Annotated in this window: 20 protein-coding genes; 17 read left to right on the top strand and 3 right to left on the bottom strand. The window is 62.7% G+C overall.

The window, feature by feature from the left end; translation table 11 throughout:
• From EDD77_RS18110 to EDD77_RS12440, 8 genes are all read left to right on the top strand, one after another.
• Positions 1-542 (top strand): hypothetical protein (locus tag EDD77_RS18110; protein WP_341472450.1); only part of this gene is annotated, 542 nt, incomplete at its 5' end.
• Positions 543-561: 19 nt separating this feature from the next.
• A complete protein-coding gene (locus tag EDD77_RS12470; RefSeq protein ID WP_132587407.1) occupies positions 562-1,317 on the top strand; it encodes a hypothetical protein in 756 nt (251 codons plus the stop codon).
• Entirely contained in the window at positions 1,301-2,296 is a 996-nt protein-coding gene (locus EDD77_RS12465; RefSeq protein WP_132587406.1) for a MucBP domain-containing protein, read from the top strand. Before EDD77_RS12470 ends, EDD77_RS12465 begins: the two co-directional genes overlap by 17 nt.
• A 336-nt stretch (positions 2,297-2,632) precedes the next feature.
• Positions 2,633-3,457: a YhfC family intramembrane metalloprotease gene (locus EDD77_RS12460; protein ID WP_058962723.1), complete on the top strand. Its 825-nt coding sequence runs from the start codon at positions 2,633-2,635 to the stop codon at positions 3,455-3,457.
• A 293-nt stretch (positions 3,458-3,750) separates the two neighbouring features.
• On the top strand, positions 3,751-4,926 hold the full coding sequence (locus tag EDD77_RS12455; protein WP_058962722.1) for a BMP family ABC transporter substrate-binding protein: 1,176 nt from the start codon (positions 3,751-3,753) through the stop codon (positions 4,924-4,926).
• 112 nt (positions 4,927-5,038) lie between these two features.
• Positions 5,039-6,577 carry an ABC transporter ATP-binding protein gene (locus EDD77_RS12450; RefSeq protein WP_058962721.1) on the top strand — a complete coding sequence of 513 codons (1,539 nt, stop codon included), beginning with the start codon at positions 5,039-5,041 and terminating at the stop codon, positions 6,575-6,577.
• On the top strand, positions 6,574-7,671 hold the full coding sequence (locus tag EDD77_RS12445) for an ABC transporter permease (RefSeq protein WP_058962720.1): 1,098 nt from the start codon (positions 6,574-6,576) through the stop codon (positions 7,669-7,671). The genes EDD77_RS12450 and EDD77_RS12445 overlap by 4 nt, the downstream gene beginning before the upstream one ends.
• Entirely contained in the window at positions 7,671-8,627 is a 957-nt protein-coding gene (locus EDD77_RS12440) for an ABC transporter permease (RefSeq protein WP_058962719.1), read from the top strand. Before EDD77_RS12445 ends, EDD77_RS12440 begins: the two co-directional genes overlap by 1 nt.
• 81 nt (positions 8,628-8,708) lie before the next feature.
• Here the strand turns inward: EDD77_RS12440 and EDD77_RS12435 are convergent, their stop codons facing one another.
• A complete protein-coding gene (locus tag EDD77_RS12435) occupies positions 8,709-9,926 on the bottom strand; it encodes a PucR family transcriptional regulator (protein ID WP_058962718.1) in 1,218 nt (405 codons plus the stop codon).
• A gap of 221 nt (positions 9,927-10,147) precedes the next feature.
• Here EDD77_RS12435 and EDD77_RS12430 point away from each other — a divergent pair, with 221 nt between their 5' ends.
• The 8 genes from EDD77_RS12430 (at position 10,148) to nagA (ending at position 18,238) form a co-directional block, all read left to right on the top strand.
• On the top strand, positions 10,148-10,894 hold the full coding sequence (locus EDD77_RS12430) for an SDR family NAD(P)-dependent oxidoreductase (protein ID WP_058962717.1): 747 nt from the start codon (positions 10,148-10,150) through the stop codon (positions 10,892-10,894).
• Positions 10,895-10,922: 28 nt separating this feature from the next.
• A complete protein-coding gene (locus EDD77_RS12425) occupies positions 10,923-11,894 on the top strand; it encodes a 2-keto-3-deoxygluconate permease (protein WP_058962716.1) in 972 nt (323 codons plus the stop codon).
• Positions 11,895-12,061: 167 nt separating this feature from the next.
• A complete protein-coding gene (locus EDD77_RS12420) occupies positions 12,062-12,706 on the top strand; it encodes an NAD(P)H-hydrate epimerase (RefSeq protein ID WP_058962715.1) in 645 nt (214 codons plus the stop codon).
• A 12-nt stretch (positions 12,707-12,718) separates the two neighbouring features.
• Entirely contained in the window at positions 12,719-13,603 is an 885-nt protein-coding gene (locus tag EDD77_RS12415) for an SDR family oxidoreductase (RefSeq protein WP_058962714.1), read from the top strand.
• The gene (locus tag EDD77_RS12410; RefSeq protein ID WP_082669468.1) at positions 13,600-15,315 is read left to right on the top strand and encodes a CCA tRNA nucleotidyltransferase; all 1,716 of its coding nucleotides are present in this window, start codon (positions 13,600-13,602) and stop codon (positions 15,313-15,315) included. Before EDD77_RS12415 ends, EDD77_RS12410 begins: the two co-directional genes overlap by 4 nt.
• 150 nt (positions 15,316-15,465) lie before the next feature.
• Positions 15,466-15,753, top strand: coding sequence for a hypothetical protein (locus tag EDD77_RS12405; RefSeq protein ID WP_058962713.1), 288 nt, complete (start codon positions 15,466-15,468; stop codon positions 15,751-15,753).
• 197 nt (positions 15,754-15,950) lie between these two features.
• Positions 15,951-16,820, top strand: coding sequence for a putative manganese transporter (locus tag EDD77_RS12400; RefSeq protein WP_242868283.1), 870 nt, complete (start codon positions 15,951-15,953; stop codon positions 16,818-16,820).
• Between the two features lie 287 nt (positions 16,821-17,107).
• Positions 17,108-18,238: an N-acetylglucosamine-6-phosphate deacetylase gene (nagA, locus tag EDD77_RS12395; protein ID WP_058962712.1), complete on the top strand. Its 1,131-nt coding sequence runs from the start codon at positions 17,108-17,110 to the stop codon at positions 18,236-18,238.
• A 131-nt stretch (positions 18,239-18,369) separates the two neighbouring features.
• On the opposite strand, the gene EDD77_RS12390 is transcribed toward nagA, so the two are convergent.
• Both EDD77_RS12390 and EDD77_RS12385 read right to left on the bottom strand, forming a co-directional pair.
• On the bottom strand, positions 18,370-18,927 hold the full coding sequence (locus EDD77_RS12390; RefSeq protein ID WP_058962711.1) for a cupin domain-containing protein: 558 nt from the start codon (positions 18,925-18,927) through the stop codon (positions 18,370-18,372).
• A 70-nt stretch (positions 18,928-18,997) separates the two neighbouring features.
• Entirely contained in the window at positions 18,998-20,338 is a 1,341-nt protein-coding gene (locus tag EDD77_RS12385) for a D-serine ammonia-lyase (RefSeq protein ID WP_058962710.1), read from the bottom strand.
• 293 nt (positions 20,339-20,631) lie between these two features.
• On the opposite strand from EDD77_RS12385, the gene EDD77_RS12380 reads away from it, so the two are divergent.
• The gene (locus EDD77_RS12380; protein WP_058962708.1) at positions 20,632-21,486 is read left to right on the top strand and encodes a Cof-type HAD-IIB family hydrolase; all 855 of its coding nucleotides are present in this window, start codon (positions 20,632-20,634) and stop codon (positions 21,484-21,486) included.
• The last annotated feature ends 8 nt before the right edge of the window (positions 21,487-21,494 follow it).

Genomic DNA, 21,494 nt, shown 5'->3' with positions numbered 1-21,494 from the left:
CTCTGGCGGCGGCCACCCTGAATATTGAATGGACTGGCGGCAAAAGCGATCCGGTCACCCTTGCGGTAACGGACAAGGCGCTGATGCCGGCGGACAAAATCGAAGTAAAAGACGGCTATAAAGTGGACAATACCGGCAGCGTGGATGCCTACATCCGCGTAACCGTAACCAAATACTGGGCGGACGGGAAAGGCAAAACCACCGATCTCGCCGCCGAAAACATCGAGCTGGGCCTGAACAGTGAGGACTGGCTGCAGGCGGAAAGCCTGTTCGAGGGCAACTCGAACGAGACCGAGGTATACTACTACAAGTACCCGGTTCCGGCGGGCCAGAGCACCAGCGAGCTGCTAGAGACCATCGGCATTCCGGCTGACCTGACCAACGACTACGCGGACAAGACCGTGAAGCTGGAGGCCGTGGCAGACGGCGTGCAGTTCGCCGGCGCGGACGCGGCCGACCTGAACGCCAGCGGCATTCTGGCCAGCTGGGGCGTTGTGGCCGAGCTGGACGCAAACGGCAATCTGGTCAGCGTGACCGAGTAAGCGGGAGGAGGCAGTGAAGATGAAGAAAAAACTGATCGCGAGCCTTTTCTCGCTGGCTCTGAGCGCGGTGTTTGCGCTGGGCTGCTTTGCCGCCACCGACAAGGTGGTCTATGACGGCGCCAACCTGACCTACACCGGCGGCACCGAGATGAGCGGCTTTACCCAGATGATTCCGGGCAAGACCTACACCGGCACCATCACGCTGGAGAACACCGGCGAAAAGGCTGCCTATTTTTACATGGACACCAGTGTTGTGAGCACCCTGATCGGTGCTTCCAGCGAAAAGGACACCGGCTACACCGTGAGCCTGACCTGCGGCGGCAACACCCTGTACGGCTACGATCCCGCCACCGGCAAGGCCACCGGCACGCTGGTGGGCGGCGATACCACCGCCGGTCTGGAAGAGCTGAACAAGCAGCTGGAGGAGTATCCGCTGGTTGCCACGCTGGAGCCCGGCCAGACCGCGGACGTGGTGCTGAGCATCACCCCGGACGCCACCGCCACCAATGTGAGCTATATGGGCGCGGAAGGCAAGATCGAGTTCCGATTCCAGGCGGCGGACGTGCCCGACGTGAAAACCGTTGTGACCACCGAGAAGGTGCAGGGTGAGCCCGACGTGGTGACCCAGGTGCGCACCATTGTGGTATCCGCCAAGACCGGCGACTTCAACACCATTGCGGTGTGCGCGGTGGTGGTTGTGCTGGCGGCGATTGTGCTGCTGGTGCTGACCAAAAAGAAAAAGAAGGAGGAAGCAAGCGATGCGCAAGACGAATAAGCTGTTGGCCGGGCTGATCAGCCTGAGCCTGGCGGTGAGCGTAAGCGCCATGCCCGCTCTGGCGGCAGAAGGCGACACTTCCTCCACCGAACCCACCACTTATGTGGTGACCTTCCGCCCCGGTGAGCACGGCCGGTTCACCGATTCCTTCATCAATGACCTGAAGGCCTGCGGTGAGGTGCGCACCAGTGAAGCCACCGGTGCGGTGGCGGTGCAGCTGGACGAGGGCGATACCCTTCCCAACGCGCCTCAGCTGACCGACATTGTGATGAACGAGGACGCATCCCGTTACTTTGTGACCGATGCGGCCCAGGGCTACACCGGCGGCACCGCCGGCGGCGACCTGGATGCGGTGGCTCAGTACACCCTGCGCGCCAGCACCGAGGATGCGGTCTTTACGGTGCAGTATCTGGACCGTGAGACCGGCGCGGAGGTGGCTCCCACCCTGCAGGGCTCCGCTCCTGTTGGCCAGAACCTGACCTTCTACGCGCTGAACAACATCGAGAACTACACCGCCGAGGTGGCCAGCCAGCAGCTGACCGTTTCCGCCAACGCGGACGAGAACGTGGTGACCTTCTACTACACCGCGGGCGTGAACAACGTGACCGAGACCGTGACCGTGCCGGGCGGCACCATCACCCAGTATGAGGATCAGACCGTTGTGGGCGGCGCGGCTGTTGCAGGCGGCGGCGCGGGCGGTGCCGGCGGAGCCGGTGGCGCAGGCGGTGCAGGCGCCGGTGACGGCGGCGATACCGTGACCATCCCGGAAACTGAGACTCCCCAGGCGGGCGGCGACAACACCCCCGGTGGTGAGGACGTGGAGATCCCGGACGAGAGCACCCCGCAGGCAAACCTGCCCGACGAGAACGCAAACGGCAGCATGATGCCCATGGTACTGGGCGGCGCGGCGCTGGCTATTGTGGTGATCGCGGCCATCGTGTGGGCGATCAACCGCAAGAAGAGCGGAGAGGCCGAATAATTCCCAAACCGATCCGATAACAGGCCGCGGCCGGAGGAGGATTCCCCGGCTGCGGCTTTTTGCGCCTTTTTTTGCAGCCTTCCGATGGGGGAAACAAAAAATTGCGTAAAAAACACTTGACCTTCCACCCGGCAGGGGGTATATGTTATAGCAAAGACCGTGCTGCACCCGCTGCGGCGGGAGCACCGCTCCGGCGTGCTCCGGTGACCGGAGGAGAAATGGCCGATTCTCGCGGTGCCTGACTGCTGCCCGGCAAAAATGGCCGGATGCTGGGTGCGGGGAAGGGAAGGCCCAAAATGCCGCCCGGTGCCGTGCGGACGGAAAAGGGGGAAAACCATGATTTCAAACGCGTTGATTCTTTCCTTCGGGGTGTCGCTGGTGTGCACCCTGATTCTGCCGGTGGTGCTGCTCATCGTGCTGCTCATCACCCGGAAGCTGAACCCGCTGCCGCTGCTGGCGGGCTTTGCCAGCTTTTTCATCAGCCAGATCCTTTTGCGCATTCCGCTGCTGCAGGTGCTGGGCACCCAGAGCTGGTTTGCGGCCTTTGCCACCCATACCGTGGTATATGTGATCGTAGTGGGCGGGCTTTCCGCCGGTCTGTTTGAGGAGACCGCCCGCCTTGTGGGGGCAAAGCTGCTGAAACAGCACCGCACCTATAAGGACATGATCAGCTTCGGCCTGGGCCACGGGCTGTGCGAGGTGATTCTGCTGGTGGGTCTGGGGCAGGTGAACAACCTGCTGTTCTGCATGATTTTGCAGGATCCCCAGCTGGCCGCGTCGCTGGGCTTCGGCAACGATCTTTTGCAGGCTGTGAACCAGCAGCTGGCCGCCGCCAGCCCGGCCATGGTCTATCTGGGCATTCTGGAGCGGGTGAGCGCGGTGATGTACCATGTGTTCGCCACCTGCCTTGTGTTCCTGGCGGTGAAGCGCCGCCGCCCGGCGCTGTATCTGGCGGCCATTCTGGCCCACACCGTGTTCAACGCCGGGGTTTCCCTTGTGCTGATGGGCCTTTCCTATATAGTGAACAGCACCGTGGCGTCGGTGCTCACCGAGCTGGTGCTGCTGGCCGCGGGCCTTGCCTGCACCGCCTTCACCCTCGGGCAGAAAAGCCGGTTTGATGCCCAGGAGACGTTTGCACAAACGTCCGTGAACGAAAGTTAAAAGTAATACTTTTCGAGCTGTGAAAAACCCCGCAAAACCGCTTGGCAGGCCGGTTTACGGGGTTTTTACATTGGCTTAACAGACAAAATGATCGTGCAAATGCAAAGGGCCGTCGTGTATCTTGCCGAAGATGCAGAAGGCGGGGGGAAAAGTGTTGAAATCGTGAAAAAGAAAGGCTACAATGGGTAACGTACTCGAAGAAACGAGCTTGCGGGAGCAGGCGGCCCGGCCGCCTGCTCGCGCCGTTTCCGGGAATGAAACGATTCAACAACCATGTAAGGGGGATTTTTCACATGAAGAAGATTCTGAGCCTTGCGCTGGCCGCTGTGATGGCCGTAAGCCTGGCCGCCTGCGGCGGCAGCACCGCTTCCGGCAGCACTGCTTCCACCGCCGCCTCCGGCAGCACCGCCGCTTCCGCCGAGGCCACCGGCGCCGGCATTCCGAAGGAAGACATCAAGGTTGGCGTTGTGCACCTGTCCGACCCCGCTGAGGGCACCGGTTACAGCTACACCCACGAGCAGGGCATCCAGGGCATGATGAAGAACATCGGCCTGAGCGAAGATCAGCTGGTGGAGAAGATCAACGTGTCCGACACCGACGCTGCCGCCGTGCAGAACGCTCTGACCGAGCTGGTGGAGGAAGGCTGCAACATCATCTTTGCCACCTCCTGGGGCTACATGGATACCTGCGAGGCCATGGCCGAGGAATATCCTGACATCATCTTCAGCCACGGCACCGGCTACAAGTCCAACGGCACCAACTTCAACAACTACTTCGGCCGCATCTATCAGGCCCGTTACCTGAGCGGCATCGCCGCCGGCCTGAAGACCGAGTCCGACAAGATCGGCTACGTGGCCGCCATGGGCAAGGACAACGGCGAGGTTACCAGCGGCATCAACGCCTTCGCCATGGGCGTTGCCAGCGTGAACCCGGACGCTCAGGTTTACGTGAAGGTGACCAACAGCTGGTTTGACCCCGAAGGCGAGAAGCAGGCCGCCGAGGCCCTGATCGCTTCCGGCTGCGACGTGATCGGCCAGCACTGCGACACCGCCGGCCCCCAGCTGGCCGCTGAGGAGCACGGTGTCTGGGGCGTGGGCTACAACAGCGACATGAGCAAGGATGCCCCCGCCGCCACCCTGACCAGCGTTATGTGGGACTGGAGCGTTTACTACACCCAGGCCGTGCAGAACGTGATCGACGGCACCTGGGTTGCCGGCGAGAAGGTGGACAACTACTTTGGCGACATGGCCGACGGTCTGGTAACTCTGGCCGACCTGAACACCGACCTGATCGCTGAGGGCACCGCCGAGAAGATCGACGAGGTGAAGGCCCAGATCGTTTCCGGCGAGTGGGACGTGTTCGACGGCAAGACCGAGATCAAGGACAACGAGGGCAACACCCACACTCTGGAAGGCGCCGATTACGGCAGCTGCAACTGGTATGTGGAGAACGTGCACGAGCAGGCCTAACGCCAAACCCAACGAATAACCCTGAAAAGGGCGGTCCTGAGACCGCCCTTTTTTCCGGTATATGGGGCCGCGGCCCCGCACACACACAACCAACGCAAGGAGGAGGAACCTCATGGGCGAACAGAAATGCGCCATTCGCTGCAGCGGCATCACCAAGCGGTTCGGCAGCGTGGTGGCCAACGACGGCATCGAGCTGGACGTACAGTACGGCGAGATCCTGGCGCTGCTGGGCGAAAACGGCAGCGGCAAAACTACCCTGATGAATATGATCTCCGGCATCTATCATCCGGACGACGGCCAGATCTTCGTGGCCGGGCAGCCGGTGAGCATCAGCTCCCCGGTGGACGCGCAGAATCTGGGCATCGGCATGATCCACCAGCACTTCAAGCTGGTGGAGGTGTTCACCGCCATGGAGAACATCGTGCTGGGCACCCCCGGCAAGCTGCCGGGCAAAAAGGCCCTGAAGGCCCAGGTCAAGGAGCTGTGCGCCAATTACGGCCTGGAAATCGACCCGGAGAAGCCGGTGTACGAGATGAGCGTTTCGGAAAAGCAGACCGTGGAGATTCTGAAGGTGCTGTACCGGGGCGCGAAGATCCTGATTCTGGACGAGCCCACCGCCGTGCTCACCCCGCAGGAGACCGACAAGCTGTTTGCCATTCTGCGCCAGATGAAGGCCAAGGGCTGCGCCATCATCATCATCACCCATAAGCTGAACGAGGTGCTGGCCATCAGCGACCGGGTGACCATTCTGCGCAAGGGCAAAAGCGTGGGCAGCGTGGCCACCGCCGGTGTGGACGCCGCCAGGCTCACCGAGCTGATGGTGGGCCACGCGGTGAGCCTGTCCATCCGCCGCCCGGAGCCGAAAGACGTGCACACCATCCTGAAGGTGGTGGATCTGACCGTGGACAAGCCCGACGGCAGCAAGGGTCTGGACGACGTGAGCTTCCACATCCATTCCGGCGAGATTCTGGGCGTGGCCGGTGTGGCCGGCAGCGGCCAGAAGGAGCTGTGCGAGGCCATCGCGGGCCTGATTCCCGCGAAAAAGGGCGCAGTGCTGTATAAAAAGGAAAACATTCTGGGCAAGAGCCCGGAGGCCATCATCGACCTGGGCATCTCCATGAGCTTTGTGCCCGAGGATCGTCTGGGCATGGGTCTGGTGGCCAGCATGGGCATGACCGACAACATGCTGCTGAAGAGCTACCGGAATGGCAAGGGCCCCTTCGTGGATCGTGCCCCGGCCCGTGCGCTGGCCAAAAAGCTGGTGGAGAAGCTCTCCATCGTGACCCCCGGCATCGAGACCCCGGTGCGGCTGATGAGCGGCGGCAACGTGCAGAAGGTGCTGCTGGGCCGTGAGATCGAATCCAACCCGAACCTTTTGATCACCGCCTACCCGGTGCGCGGTCTGGACATCAACTCCAGCTATGTGATCTATGATCTTTTGAACCAGCAGAAGGAAAAGGGTGTGGCCGTGATGTTCATCGGCGAGGATCTGGACGTGCTGCTGGAGCTGTGTGACCGGATTCTGGTGCTCTGCCACGGCCGCATCACCGGTCTGGTGGACGCCAAGACCGTGACCAAGGAGCAGATCGGCCTGATGATGACCGGCGAGATGACCGAGGAAGAGAAGCAGAAGGAGGCACAGCAGGCATGACCGGTACCGTGAAAACAACAAAAGAACCGCTGTTCCATGTGGTAAAGCATGCCGAGCGCAGCGGCCGCCAGATGATCGGCTTCCGGCTGCTGGCGGTGGCGCTGAGCATCGTGGCGGGCGGTTTGTTCATTCTGGCCATCGGCCACAACCCCATCGCCGTATACGGCACCATTCTGGAGGGCGCGTTCCGCAGCAAGATCGCCATTCAGTCCACCGTGAAGTTCGCCATCCCCCTGTGCATCTGTGCGCTGGGCGTGACGCTGGCCTTTAAAATGAAGTTCTGGAACATCGGCGGCGAGGGTCAGCTGATCATGGGCGCGGTGTTCGCCAGCTATTTCGCCTTGAACTTCCCCCACTGGAACCACTGGGTGCTGCTGCTGGTCATGCTGGTGGCGGGCGCTTTGGGCGGCGGCCTGTGGGGCCTGCTGGCCGCGGCCTTCAAGGTGAAGTGGGGCACCAACGAGACCCTGCTCACCCTGATGCTCAACTACATTGCGCTGCATCTGGTGTCTTACCTGCAGGCGGGCCCCTGGCGTGACCCGGAGGCCAACGGCTTTTCCAAGATCGCCCGGTTCGACAAGAACGCCGGCATGGACAAGGTGCTGGGCGTGCACTTCGGCTGGATCATCATGCTGGTGCTGGTGGCGCTGGTGTGGATCTACCTGAAACGCAGCAAGCAGGGCTACGAGATCAGCGTGGTGGGCGAAAGCCAGGATACCGCGCGCTATGCGGGCATCCATGTGAAAAAGGTGGTGCTGCGCACCATGTTCCTGTCCGGCGCCATCGCGGGCATCGCGGGCGTGTGCCAGGTTTCCGGCAGCGACATGACCCTGTCCATGGGCGTGGCCGGCGGCGTGGGCTTCACCGCCATCATCGTGGCCTGGCTGTGCCAGCTGAACCCGGGCATGATCCTGGTGGTTTCGCTGCTGTTCAGCATTCTGGAAAAGGGCTCCAGCGTGGTGCAGTCCACCTACGGCCTTTCCTCCGACTGCGCGGACGTTTTGCAGGGCATCATTCTCTTCTTCATTCTGGGCAGTGAATTCTTTGTGCGGTACGCCTTTGTGGGCCGCGGCAAGAAAGGGGGCGCCAAATAATGGATCTGTTCATTAAATTTCTGGTGGCCGCCATCGGCGCGGGCACCCCGCTGCTGTTCGGCACCGTGGGCGAGATTCTGAACGAGAAGGTGGGTCACCTGAACCTGGGCGTGGAAGGCATGATGGCCATCGGCGCCTGCGCGGGCTTCATGGGCGGCTATTTGAGCGATAATTTTCTGGTGGCGCTGCTCTGCGCCTTTGTGGCGGGAATGCTGGCCGCGCTGATTTACGCGGTGCTCACCGTCACCTTCATGGCCAACCAGAACGTGGCGGGCCTGACCATGACCATCTTCGGCGTGGGTATCTCCAACTTCATCGGCGTGTACATGATCGGCACCTCCGAGGGCGGCACCCTGAAGCTGCCCGAGAACGTGACCGCCCAGATGCGCAGCATCCACATTCCGGTGCTGAGCGATCTGCCGGTGGTGGGCGAGCTGCTGTTCAGCTACAACCCCTTTGTCTATCTGGGCATTGTGGTGGCGGCGGTGTGCGGCTGGTACCTCTACCGCACCAAGACCGGCCTGAACGTGCAGGCCATCGGCGAGAACCCCGGCGCGGCGGACGCGGCCTCCATTCAGGTGACCAGGTGGAAGTACTTCAACATCCTCTTGGGCGGCGGCATCTGCGGCATCGGCGGCGCCTACTGCGGCATGATCATCAACGGCGGCGTGTGGATCTCCAACAGCGTGAACGGCCTGGGCTGGATCGCGGTGGCGCTGGTCATCTTCGCCGCCTGGAAGCCCCACATGGCCATTCTGGGCAGCTTTGTGTTCGGTGCGCTGCGCGTGCTGAAATACTACAAGGTGGGCTTCATGGTGAACATGCCCGACGCCTTCTTCGACATGCTGCCCTTCCTGATCACCGCGCTGGTGCTGATCATCACCAGCATGCGGGGCAGCAAGGGTGCGCACATCCCCGCGTTCCTGGGCAACAACTACTTCCGCGAGGAGCGGTAAGCGATTGCCTTCCGGCGTAAAAAATACGGCTCCGGCCTTCTGCAAAAACCAGAAGGCCGGGGCCGTTTTTCGTTGTGGGGGTCAGTCCGAGTCCGCCAGCTGGAGCAGCTGGCAGGAAAGCAGAATCTGGTTCGCGGTGTTCAGCGCGTCGAATTCCGGCCCGAACAGCTCCCGGATCTTGCCGATGCGGTAGTTGATGGTGTTGCGGTGCACATGCAGAAAGGCGGCGGTGGCCTTGATGCTCCGGTTGGTTTGCAGATAGATGCGCAGGGTGAGCAGGTATTCGGTGTGCTCCAGCCTGTCCTGCTGCCAGAGGGCCAGCACCGGCCCGCTGCAGAACAGCTGCCGCTCGCCCCGGGGGATACGGCTGAGCAGGGCATAGGTCTTGACCTCCTCAAAGAAGGTGTACAGATGCTCCGGCTGCAGCAGATACCGGCGCAGCCGGCAGGCCTGCATGGCCTGATCCCGATAGCGGCGCAGATGGAACAGATCGTCGAAGGGGTCGCTGATGCCGAACTGCAGCCCCTTTGCTTTCAGATACCGGTTCAGCCGGGCGAACAGCCTTGTGTCCGACGGGTCGCAGTACCGCCCCTCGCACAGAATCACCAGAATCCGCTTCACAATCACGATGGTGCCGTAGGGGAACAGCTCCAGCAGCTCGTGCTTGAAATCGTCCTCCCCGGCGTTGTAGCTGAGGAAGTTTTCCAGATCGCAGCACAGCACCCGCCAGGTGCAGCTGGTGTTCAGGGTGCTGCGCTGCACCTGCCCCAGAAAGTGCGCCCGGTTCACAAAATTGCCCGCCACCAGCTGCAAAAGCACCTCTTCGTTGTTGCTTTTGCGGCGCGCATCGCCAAAATGGTACTGGGCATACATCTCCCGGGCCAGCAGCTGGGTTACCAGATGGCAGCACTCCTCCTCCACCTCTTCAAAGGGGGTGCTGCCCTCGGTGATGTTCAGATACCCCAGCAGCTCGCCCCGGAAGGAGATGTGGTAAAACCGGCGGCGAAGGGGGGTGATCTGGCTCACGGTCATCCGCTCGTAGCGGCTGTTTTTGTCCTTCAAGGCGGCCCAGTTGTTCAGGGTGGCGGCGAATTCCAGCGTCACATAGCCCCGCTGCACCGCGTTTGTCCACACCTCGTCCGGCGCGGTGATGCAGTGGGAATGGGCGATGATCCGGTAGGTGTTGTCGATGATCACCAGCGGGTTGTGCAGAAACAGCGCGCACTGCTCCACCAGCTGGTCGAAGCTGCAGCCGTCCAGCGAAAGCTGAACCAGCTGCCAGCGGGTTGGGGTTTCCATGGCCTTCCTCCTTTGTGCCAGCAGCACAAATAACCTGTGCATTTCTATGCTATGATACCATTTTTTCGCCGCGGGAACAATGCTATAATCATACACGAAGCGGGATGGTTAATTCTTTGACGATCGGCGCCCGGCCGGGCCGAACAGCCGAAGAACGCCGCCCGCCCTCCATCAACAATTCAACACGCACACAGGTGCGGATAGAGAGAGGAAGTAGTATCATGTTTGATTTCAGCGGCAAGACGGTTCTGGTTACCGGCGGTGCACAGGGCATTGGCAAGGAGACGGTAAAGGGTGTTGTGGCCGGCGGCGGCCACGCCGTGATTCTGGACATCAACGAGGAAGTGGGCAAGGCCACCGCTGCGGAAGTGGGCAACTGCTCCTTCTACAAGATCGATCTGGGCAGCAGCGAGAACATCCGTGCGGTCATGGCGCAGGTTCTGGCCGACTTTGACCGGGTGGACGTGCTGATCAACGTGGGCGGCGTGATCTCCAAGGCTCCCTTCGAGGAGATCAGCGATGCCGAGTGGGAGCGCACCCTGCGCATCAACCTGACCGGCACCTTCACCACCTGCTCCGCCATCTATCCCTACTTCAAGGAGAAGAAGGGCGGCCGCATCGTGAACGTTTCCTCGGTGGCCGGCAAGATCGGCGGCGGCCTGCTGGGCACCGCGGCCTACGCCTCCTCCAAAGCGGGCGTGAACGGCCTGACCAAGGCCATCGCCAAGGAAGGCGGCAAGTACGGCATCTCCTGCAACGCGGTATGCCCCTCCTTCACCATGACCAGCATGACCAGGACCCTGGCCGAGGACGCCGAGAAGAGCGCCAAGGTCATCGGCATGATTCCTCTGGGCCGCGCTGCCCAGCCGGTGGAGATCGCCCAGATGATCCTGTTCTTCGCCTCCGATGCCGCCAGCTTTGTAAACGGCGAAATCGGCGACTGCGACGGCGGCATCGTTCTGGACTGATCCGCCCCGAAAAGAGGAGAGAAAACGCATGAAAAAGTTCAAATATAAGCGCTTTCCCGGCGATACCATCGTGGTGCCCATGCTGATCGGCGTGGTGCTGAACTCCTTTGTGCCGCAAGCACTGCAGATCGGCGGTTTCTTCACCGGCATGGTGAACGGCACCAGCGCGCTGGTGGGTGTGTTCCTGCTGTTTCTGGGCGCCACCATCGACGTGAAGAGCACCCCCCGCGCCATCAAGATCGGCGCGGTGATCATCGTGACCAAGGTTGCCCTGTCGGTAATCCTGGGTCTGGCGGTGGCCTTCCTGTTCGGGGATAACTTCCTGGGCCTGTCGTCCCTGGCCATCATCAGCGCCATCTCGGTGGCCAACAACGCCCTGTACTCCGGCATCACCGCCCAGTACGGCGACGACTCGGAAAAGGGCGCGGTGGCCATCACCTCCCTGAGCGTTGGCCCCACCGTGACCATGATCGCCCTGAGCAGCGCGGGTCTGGCCAGCATCTCGGTCTGGGCCATCGTGGGCTCCATCCTGCCGCTGATCATCGGCATCGTGCTGGGCAACTGCTCGCCCTGGTTCAAGCAGACCCTGTCTGCCGGCGTTACCCCCAGCATCATCACCGTTGGTTTTGCTCTGGGCTGCGGCATGTCCATCCAGCAGCTGTTCCAGGGCGGCCTGTCCGGCATTCTGCTGGGTCTGGTCACCGTGTTCGTGGTTGGTTTCATCACCATCTGCGCCGACAAGCTCACCGGCGGCAGCGGCATTGCGGGCGCTTCCATCTCCAGCACCGCGGCCAGCGGCGTGTCCAACCCGGGTGCGCTGGCGGCTGTGGACCCCAGCTACGCGGCCATTGCCCCCATCGCCACCGCTCAGGTGGCCGCCTCGGTGATCATCACCTCCTTCCTGACCCCCGTGCTCACCAGCCTTGTGGTGAAATACAACGCCCGCCGTGCGGGTGCAAAGGCCGGGCAGGACGGCGTCGCACAGGGCGCGAATGCCTGATTTCGACGAAAAATTCGTGAAAAATTAACAAAATCAAGCCCCCGGATCGGTAAAACATCCGGGGGCTTTGTGTTATAATGGTAACATTAAACGTTCTATCAGTGAAATGATTCAGCACCGGGCGCGGGGCAAACGCAGCCCGCGCCGGCCGTAAGGGGGAAACGAGAATGAACGAGGTAACGGCGGCCGAAATGAAGCAGCTGGAGCAGCGGGCGGACGCGGCGGGCCTTTCCTACCGGCAGATGATGGAAAACGCGGGCGCGGCAGCGGCCCGGCTTGCGCTGCGTGCGGTTCCGGAGGCAAAAAGCGCCGCGATCTTCTGCGGCAAGGGCAACAACGGGGGCGACGGCTTTGTGGCGGCCCGGCATCTGGCAAACGCGGGCCTCGCGGTGCGTATCTTCCTTGTGGAGGGCGAGCCGGTGACCACCGACGCGGTCTACAACTGCGGCCTTGCCCGGGATATGGGCCTGCCGGTGCTGGCGCTGGACGCGCTGAACCAGCCGGAGCAGGCGGAATTTTTAAAGGGCTCGGATCTCGTGCTGGACGGCGTGTACGGCACCGGCTTCCACGGGGCTTTGCGCCCGGCGGGCCTTGCCACGGCACGATGGATGAACGAAGCGCCCGGCAAGGTGCTGGCGCTGGATCTGCCCAGCGGCCTTGAGGCGGACAGCGGAATTGCCGCCGAGGGCGCGGTGCAGGCAGAGCTGACCGTGACCTTCCACGCGGCAAAGCCCTGCCACCGGCTGGCGGCGGCGCAGTGCGGCCGGGTGGAGGTGGCGGACATCGGCATCACAGCCGTTCTGAATCCATAAGGAGGGCGAGCCATGAAACGAGTGGTCATCACCGGCGCGGGCGGCTTTGTGGGAAGCCGGCTCGTGCAGCATTACCGGGATATATGGGACATCACCCCGCTGGATCACAGCCGGCTGGAGCTGACCGACCGTGAGGCGGTGCACGCCGCGCTGGCGGGGGCTGCGCCCCAGCTGGTCATCCACACCGCCGCGCTGGCGGACACCGGCTACTGCGAAAATCACCCGCTGGAGAGCTTTGAAGTGAACCTGCAGGCCCCGGCGGCGCTGGCGGAGGAATGCGCGGCGCTGGGGGCAAAGCTGGTGCTGTTCAGCTCGGATCAGGTGTACAACGGCACCCGGCGGCTGGGCCCCCTGCCCGAGGACGCACCCCTTGCCCCGGTGAACGTGTACGGCCGCCACAAGTGGGAGGCCGAGCAGCGGGTGCTGGAGGCCTGCCCGGATGCGGTTTGCCTGCGGGCCAGCTGGATGTACGATTTTGAGCGCCCGGGGCTGAAAAACAGCACCGGCTTCTGGGGCATGCTGCGCCGCAGCCTTGCGGGCAAGGTGCCCCTTTCCATGGCGGTGCGGGAGTACCGGGGCATCACCTGGGTGCAGCCGGTGGTGGCGGCCATGGACAAGATGGCCGGTTTGCCCGGCGGGGTGTACAACATGGGGGCGGAGAACCCGCTGAACACCTACGCCACCGCGCTGGAATGCCTGGGCCTGCTGGGCGCGGGCGACGCCGCGCTGGCCCTTGTGCGGCCGGACACAGAGCGCTGGCCGGAATTTGAACGGAATCTGAGTATGGACACCAGCCGCCTGAAAGCGGGCTGCGGGGTGGACTTTGGCGATACGACGGCCAGCTTTGCGGCCTGTCTGCACGCCTTTGAGAAACAAGAAGGAGGCAATGAGGTATGATCCATGTGGCTGCGGTGATCCTGACCGACGAGGCGGGCAAGATCCTGATCTGTAAACGGGGCGAGGGCGGAAGCTGCGCCTTTTTGTGGGAGTTCCCCGGCGGCAAGCTGGAGGAGGGCGAAAGCCCGGAGCAGGCTGCGGTGCGGGAATGCAGGGAGGAGCTGGGGCTGGACATCACCCTCGGGCCCGCTTATGCTTCGCTGGATTACTCCTACCCGGATAAGGACATCCACTTCACCTTCTTCAACGGCCGGGTGACCGGCGGCGAGATGGAGGTGCGGGTGCACGAGGAGGCCCGCTGGGTGGCCCCCGCCGAAATGAAGGACTACAACTTCTGCCCGGCGGACGTGGCGCTGGTGGAGCGCCTTGCCTGGGAGCGGCAGATCGAGCTGCCGGTGATGCCCCCCATGGCGGCAAAGCTGATCGGCGCGCTGAACGAGCAGGGCTTCGAGGCATGGGCCGTGGGCGGCTGCGTGCGCGACAGCCTGCTGGGCAAGGATCCCAAGGACTGGGATCTGTGCACCAGCGCCCGGCCGGATCAGGTGAAGGAGTGCTTTGCCGGTACATATAAGGTACTGGAGACCGGCATCAGGCACGGCACCGTGACCGTGCTGGCGGGCAACGAGACCTACGAAATCACCACCTACCGGGCGGAAGGGGATTATGAGGATCACCGCCGCCCGGAGGAGGTCACCTTTGTGAGCAGTCTGGAGGAGGATCTGGCCCGGCGGGATTTCACCATCAACGCCATGGCCATGGGGCCGGACGGCACCGTGATCGACCCCTTCGGCGGGCAGGGCGATCTGAAGAGCGGCGTGCTGCGCTGCGTGGGCGACCCGGCCCAGCGCTTTGGCGAGGACGCGCTGCGCATTCTGCGGCTGCTGCGGTTTGCCTCGGTGCTGGATTTTGCCGTTGAACCCGAGACCATGGCCGCGGCCAACAGCAAAAAGCAGATGCTGCGCTGGGTGAGCGGCGAGCGGATGGCCCGGGAGATGACCCGGCTTCTCTGCGGCAAGGCGGCCCACCGGGTGGCGGCGGAAAACGGCGATATTCTGGCCTATGTGATGCCGGAGATCGAGCCCGCCCTCACCTTCACCCAGAAGCGGGGCGGCGAGGAGCAGAACCTGTGGCAGCACGCGGCGGATACGCTGGCCTACGCGCCGGACATCCCCGAGGTGCGCTGGGCCATGCTTCTGCGGGACATCGGCAAGCCCTGGTGCCGGGAGACCCTGAAGGAGGGCGACAGCACCTTTGAGGGCCACGCCGAGGTGAGCGCCCAGCTGGCGGACTGCATCCTGCGCCGGCTGAAGGTGGACCGGAACAGCCGGGAGACCGTGTGCCAGCTGATCCGCTTCCACGGCATCCGCCCCGCCACCGGCGAGGTGAGCGTGCGCCGCTGGCTGCAGTTGCTGGGCCCCCGGCAGGTGAACAGCCTGGTGCACATCTGGTGGGCGGACGTTTCCTCCCACCATGCCAAGGGCGAAAATCTGAAGGCCTTTGAAAAGACCCTGAGCGATACCATCAAAAACGCGGGCTGCTACGCCACCGACCAGCTGGCCATCACCGGCGGCAACCTGCTCACCGCCGGGCTGGCCAAGCCCGGCCCCAGCATGAGCAACATGCTGGACTGGCTGCTCCACGAGGTGGTGGAGGGCCGGGTGGAAAACACCCGCGAGGCCCTGCTGGCCAAGGCCCGGGAGTGGCAGGAGTAACCCTTTCAATCCATCGAAGCACCGGCAGGCCCCCGCGGCCTGCCGGTTTTCTGTGTGCGGCCCCTGAAAGTTCCGGAACCGGTTGACAATTCCCTTTCTGCGCAATAGCATAAAATTAACAGACGGATTCTGGCAAAGGAGGCGGCAGAGATGAAAAGAAACAAGGTGGCGGAGTATCTGAAGGATTACGCGCTGGTGAACGCGGGGTGCGGTGTGCTGTTGGTGGTGATCATGATGGCCAACATGAATCTGATGCTTTCGGTGCTGATTTTTTTCGCCACGGCGTTTACCAGCGGGCTGATCTATGGAGTGGGTGAGATCGTGGATCTGCTGGAAGAGATCCGGTGGAACACCCGGCCCAAGGACCTGACTGAGCCGCAGCCGGAGCCTGAGCAGGAGTCGAAGCCGGAAAAGCTGCCTGCCACGCATGAAAAATGAACCGGAAGGCCCGGCCCCTTTCAACAGGGGCCGGGTCTTTGATTTGTTGCAAAAATTTTTCAAAAAGCGGAAAAACCGCCCCCGGAATGGGGCGGGGGGGCATTGTGCCGGGGGCAAAATGCGGCTATACTAGTCCATGCTGCCGCCCGGCGCAAAGGCGCTTTCGGGGCGGCGGATGGGGAAGGAGAGAGTTTTTTATGATGCACGAACTGCTGCATGTTGCAGAACATGCCGTCCACGACAGCATTCCCATGCTGCCCTTTTTGTATCTTGCATATCTTTTGATCGAATACATCGAGCGGTTCCACGGCAGCCGCATCGAAAAGGCGCTGGAGGGCGGCGGCCACTGGGGCTTTGTGCCCGGCGCGGTGCTGGGCTGCGTGCCCCAGTGCGGCTTTTCCGCCATGGCCGCCAACTTCTACGGCAGCCGGGTCATCAGCCTGGGCACCCTGCTGGCGGTGTTCCTTGCCACCAGCGACGAGGCCATTCCCATGCTGCTGGCGGTGCCGAACCAGTGGCCCCGGCTGGTGCTGCTCATCGGCGTGAAAATCGCCGTGGCCCTGCTGGCCGGCCTTGTGCTGGATGTGGTGCTGGTGCGCCTTGTGCCCGCCTCGCTGCGGGGCGGCTACACCGGCCACGCCGACGAGGTGGACTGCCACGAGCACCACGCCGCGCGCCAGAGCATTTTTGTGTCGGCTCTGTGGCACACCTTTACCATCTTTTTGTACATCGTGGGCTTCAGCTTCGTGATCGGCCTTGCCATGGAGCTGGTGGGCGAGCAGGTGTTCACCGCCTTTCTGGCCGATCTGGGCGTGTTCCAGCCCATCTTCGCGGCCCTCATCGGCCTTGTGCCCAACTGCGCGGCCAGCGTGCTGCTCACCCAGCTGTATCTGGGCGGCTCCATCAGCTTCGGCGCGGCGGTGGCCGGCCTGTGCAGCGGCGCGGGCGTGGGCCTTGTGGTGCTGTGGAAGGCAAACCGCAGCTGGAAGCAGAACCTGTTCATCACCGGCCTGCTCTGGGCCGCGGGCGCCGTCACCGGCATGGCGCTGCAGCTCTTCGGCCTGTAACAAGAATCAGAAATCCCCCAAAGCGGGCGTTCCGCTTCGGGGGATTTTTTGTTTTGCCCCTCCCATGGAAACAAGCCAGTTTGGCCCCGGCCTTGGGTGTTTTTATTGTTAAATTTGCACAATCGCGTATTTTGTGCGCTGCCGATTGTTCCGGCCCGGCGGGTGCGTTATAATGGGGCTAGAAAGCAGGTGCGGTCTGCCAAAAAAGGCATTGCCGTGCCACCGGGCCGGGGCGCGCTGCCCCGCTGCCGAACGGATTTTTTCCATCAGGAAGGAGAGGTTTTCCTATGATTATCAAGAATGGTCATATTTTCACCGATCAGGGCCGCTTCATGCAGGCCGACATCAAGCTGGAGGGCGACCGCATCGTTGAGATTGCTCCCGCCGGCACTCTGGAGGGCGACGAGGTCATCGACGCCACCGGCAAGTACGTTACCCCCGGCTTCGTGGACATCCACATCCACGGCGCTGCCGGCAGCGACTTCTGCGACGCCACCACCGAGGACGTGGTGAAGATCAGCCGCTACGAGGGCAGCCAGGGCGTTACCACCTTCATGGGCACCACCATGGCCTTTGACGAGGAGATCCTGACGGGTGTATTCGAGGCTGCCAAGCCCCGCTTCCATCAGGACGGCGAAGGCGCCGTGCTGCGCGGCGTGAACATGGAAGGCCCCTTCTTCAACAAGGCCAAGAAGGGCGCCCAGGCCGAGAAGTACATCGTCGACCCCGATTTCGACATGTTCCAGCGCCTGTATGAGAAGTCCGGCAAGAACATCCGCCTGATCGACGTGGCCCCCGAGCTGCCCGGCGCGCTGTACTTCATCCGCAAGGCCAGCAAGCTGTGCACCGTTTCCATCGCCCACACCTGCGCCACCTACGACGAGGCCAAGGCCGGCTTCGCCAACGGCGCTACCCATACCACCCACCTGTTCAACGCCATGCCCGCCTTCACCCACCGCGCTCCCGGCGTTGTGGGCGCTGCTGCCGATGACGCTGCCCATGTGGAGATCATCAGCGACGGCATCCATCTGCATCCCGCTGTGGTGCGCGCCGTCTTTGCCATGTTCGGCAACGACCGCGTCTGCCTGATCAGCGACAGCATGCGTGCTGCCGGCATGCCCAACGGCGAGTACAGCCTGGGCGGCCAGAAGGTATTCATGACCGACGGCAAGGCCACCCTGGAGGACGGCACCATCGCGGGCAGCGCCACCTGCCTGGCCGAGTGCTTCCGCCGCGCTGTGAAGTTCGGCGTACCTCTGGAGACCGCTCTGAAGGCTGCCACCATCAACCCCTCCAAGGCGGTTGGCCTGTTCGACGAGATCGGCAGCATCACCACCGGCAAGCGCGCCGACGTGCTGATCCTGAACAAGGAGACCCTGCAGCCCGAGACCATCTTCATCGGCGGCGTAAAGCAGTAATTTCTGCGAACACAAAGGCCCCGTTCCCAAACTGGGAACGGGGCCTTTTTCTGCCTTTTTCTGCAAACAGAAACCGCCCTTTGCGCAAACGCCGGAACCCGGCAGGCGCAGAGGGCGGCTTTGTTCTGTGTTTAAAAGCTGGGCGGGGTGATGGCGAACACCGCGCGGAATTCCTCGTCGGAATCGTTCACCCAGCGGTGGGGCGTGGCCGGGGGAATCTGCACCGAGTCGCCGGCGCAAAGCCGGTACACGCTGCCCCGCAGGTGCAGGTCCACCTGCCCGCTGATCACATAGGCCACCTCTTCGCCGGTGTGCTCCCGGTCAATGTCCGAGGAGGCGGTGTGGGGCGGGATCTCCATCAGGCAGAATTCAATGGAGCAGTCCGCCGTGGGGGTGAGCAGCTTATAAAGCACCTCTTCGCCCGGGTGGCCGATGATCCGGTTCTCGCCCCGGCGCACGATCAGCCGTTCCGGCTGGGGCTCGTCCTCCTTGAAAAAGCGGAACAGCGGCACATGAAGGGCCTGCGCGATGTTCTTTAAGGTGTTGATGGAGGGGTTCACCGCGTCGTTCTCGATCTGGCTGAGCATCGAGGGGCTCAGCTCCACCCGGGCGGCCAGCTCCCGCAGGCTCAGCCCGCTCTGCTTGCGGAACTGCTGCACCTTCCGCCCAATGTTCAGCTCTTCGTCCATCTGGTAGTCCCTCCGTTCTGCTGGTAACAGAACCGATTATACCACAAACCCGCCCGGGGGAAAAGCCGGATCAGTCCAGATGGGTGGCCAGATACTGCTCCCATACTTCGGCGGGCACCAGACGGCCGCCGGTGGCCCAGGCGATCTGCACGCTGTTTGCCAGCGCCTCTTCGGTCAGGCCCTGTTCGGCGCAGTAGCGGCGGGAGTCCTCCAGCGTGAGCAGCTGGCAGGGGCCCACGAAGGCCGCGCAGCTGGAAGGCTCGATCCGCTTGCCCTCGCTGGAATCCAGCAGGCGCAGATAGTCATACAGCTTTGCATCGGTCACGGTGAAATCGCCGCTGGCCAGATTGCCCAGCACACGGGTCACAAAGCTGGAGGGGGAGGCGCAGGCCAGACCGTCGGCGTGGGTGCGGCCGGAAAGGCCGAAGTCGCGCACGTTGGCTTTTTCGTACTGCTTGGTGGCCATGCCCAGCAGCACCGAGGGGCAGAGGGTGGGCTCTACAAGAAAGCAGTGTACATTATTTTTAAACAGCCGCTTCAGGCCGTAGGTCACGCCGCCGGGCGCGCCGCCCACACCGGTGGGCAGGTAGACGATCAGCGGATGGGCCTCGTCCACGGCGATGCCCTGCTCGTCCAGCTGCTTTTTCAGCCGGCGGGCGGCCACCGCGTAGCCCAGGAACAGATCCACGGATTTTTCATCGTCCACAAAATAGCTCATGGGGTCGGTGTCCGAAAGGGCGCGGCCCTCGGCCACCGCCTTGGAGTAGTCGCCGCTGTATTCCAGCACCTCCACCCCGTGGCTGCGCAGCAGATCCTTCTTCCACTGCTTGGCGTCTGCGGACATGTGCACCTTTACCCGGAAGCCCAGCGCCGCGCTCATGATGCCGATCGACATGCCCAGGTTGCCGGTGGAGCCCACCTGCACGGTGTACTGGCGGAAAAAGTCTCGCATTTCCTCGCTGTCCAGTCTGGCGTAGTCGTCCTCCATGGTCAGCTTGCCGGCGGCAATGGCCAGATCCTCGGCGTGCTTGAGCACCTCGTAGATGCCGCCCCGGGCCTTCACCGAACCGGCAATGGCCAGGTGGCTGTCCATCTTCAGCATCAGCCGGCCGGGGATGGTGCAGCCGTATTCCTTTTCCAGCGCCTGCTGCATCCGGGGAATGTCCGCAAGGGGAGATTCGATCAGGCCGTTGGTGGGCTCGGTCTCCGGGAAGCGGCGGCGGATGAAGGACGCAAACCGGGCCAGCCGGGCCTCGGCATCGTCGATGGCGGAATCCGGCACCACCAGCTGGCACAGACCGTCGGTGACCTCCACCGGCAGATAGTCCGGGTTGATCCATACGGTGGGTTCTCCCGCGGCCACCCGGCGGATGGCGGGATCGGATTCAATAAAGCGGTTCGGGTCGTACATGGGAACTTCCTCCTTGCTTTGTTCAGTAAAAATAAACGGCTGTTCAGTTGCATGTTCATTATAGATAAACAGTTGTTAAATGTCAATGGGCCGGAGCAAAAAATTTTTGGGATTGCCCGCCCGGGCAGATGGCACAGAAAATCGGCCCCCGGCGGCCAAAAGTTTGGGAACCGGGGGCCGGAAAATGGGGAAAAAAGGCTTTTCAAGCGCATCCGTTTTCGCTACAATGGGAAAAGTGAGACATTTTCCGGCTCCCGCCATACGGGCGGCCCCAAACAACAGGAGATACTGCCATGAACGATACCATCAAGGTGCTGGCTCTGGATCTGGACGGCACCCTCACCAATACAAAAAAGGAAATCACCCCCCGCACCCGGGCCGCGCTGCGCCGTGCCGCCGAGGCAGGCGTGCGCATCGTGCTGGCCAGCGGCCGCCCCACCGTGGGCGTGCAGTATCTGGCCAGGGAGCTGGAGCTGGACAAGCTGGGCGGCTACATTTTAAGTTATAACGGCGGCTGCATTGTGGACTGCGCCACCGGCGCGGTGGTGGCCCAGGAGGCCTTCCCGCCCGAGCTGGTGAAGCCCGTGTGCGACGAAGCCCGCGCCGCCGGTGCGGTGGCCATGAGCTACAACGCCGAGGGCGTGATCACCGAGCACCCCGAGGATGAATATGTGCAGCTGGAGTGCTTCACCTGCCGGGTGCCGGCCATTCCGGTGCAGGATCTGGGCAGCTTCATCGACTTCGACGTGAACAAGATTCTGCTGAGCAAAAACCCGGACGAAATCGCCCGGGTGGAAGAACACATGCAGCAGAAGTTTTCGGGCAGGCTCTCCATTTATAAGAGCATGCCGTATTTTCTGGAGATCATGCCCCTGGGCGTGGAAAAGGCCCAGAGCCTGCGGGCGCTGCTGACCATTCTGGGCCTGACCGAGGAAAACCTGATGGCCTGCGGCGACGGCTGGAACGATATTTCCATGATCCGGCTGGCAGGCGTGGGCATTGCCATGGGCAACGCGGTGCCGCAGGTGAAGCAGGCGGCCACCTGGGTCACGGCGGACAACAACCACGACGGCGTGGGCCTTGCGGTGGAGAAGTTCATCTTTGAAGAGGAAGTGGAGCTGCCCCCGGAGGACGAGTTCCTGTTCTGAGCAAAAAG

This window comes from Allofournierella massiliensis (genome assembly GCF_004345265.1).
Lineage (GTDB): Bacteria > Bacillota > Clostridia > Oscillospirales > Ruminococcaceae > Allofournierella > Allofournierella massiliensis.
The sequence above is the reverse complement of the archived record's forward strand: the minus strand, read 5'-3'. Positions and strand labels throughout refer to the sequence as shown.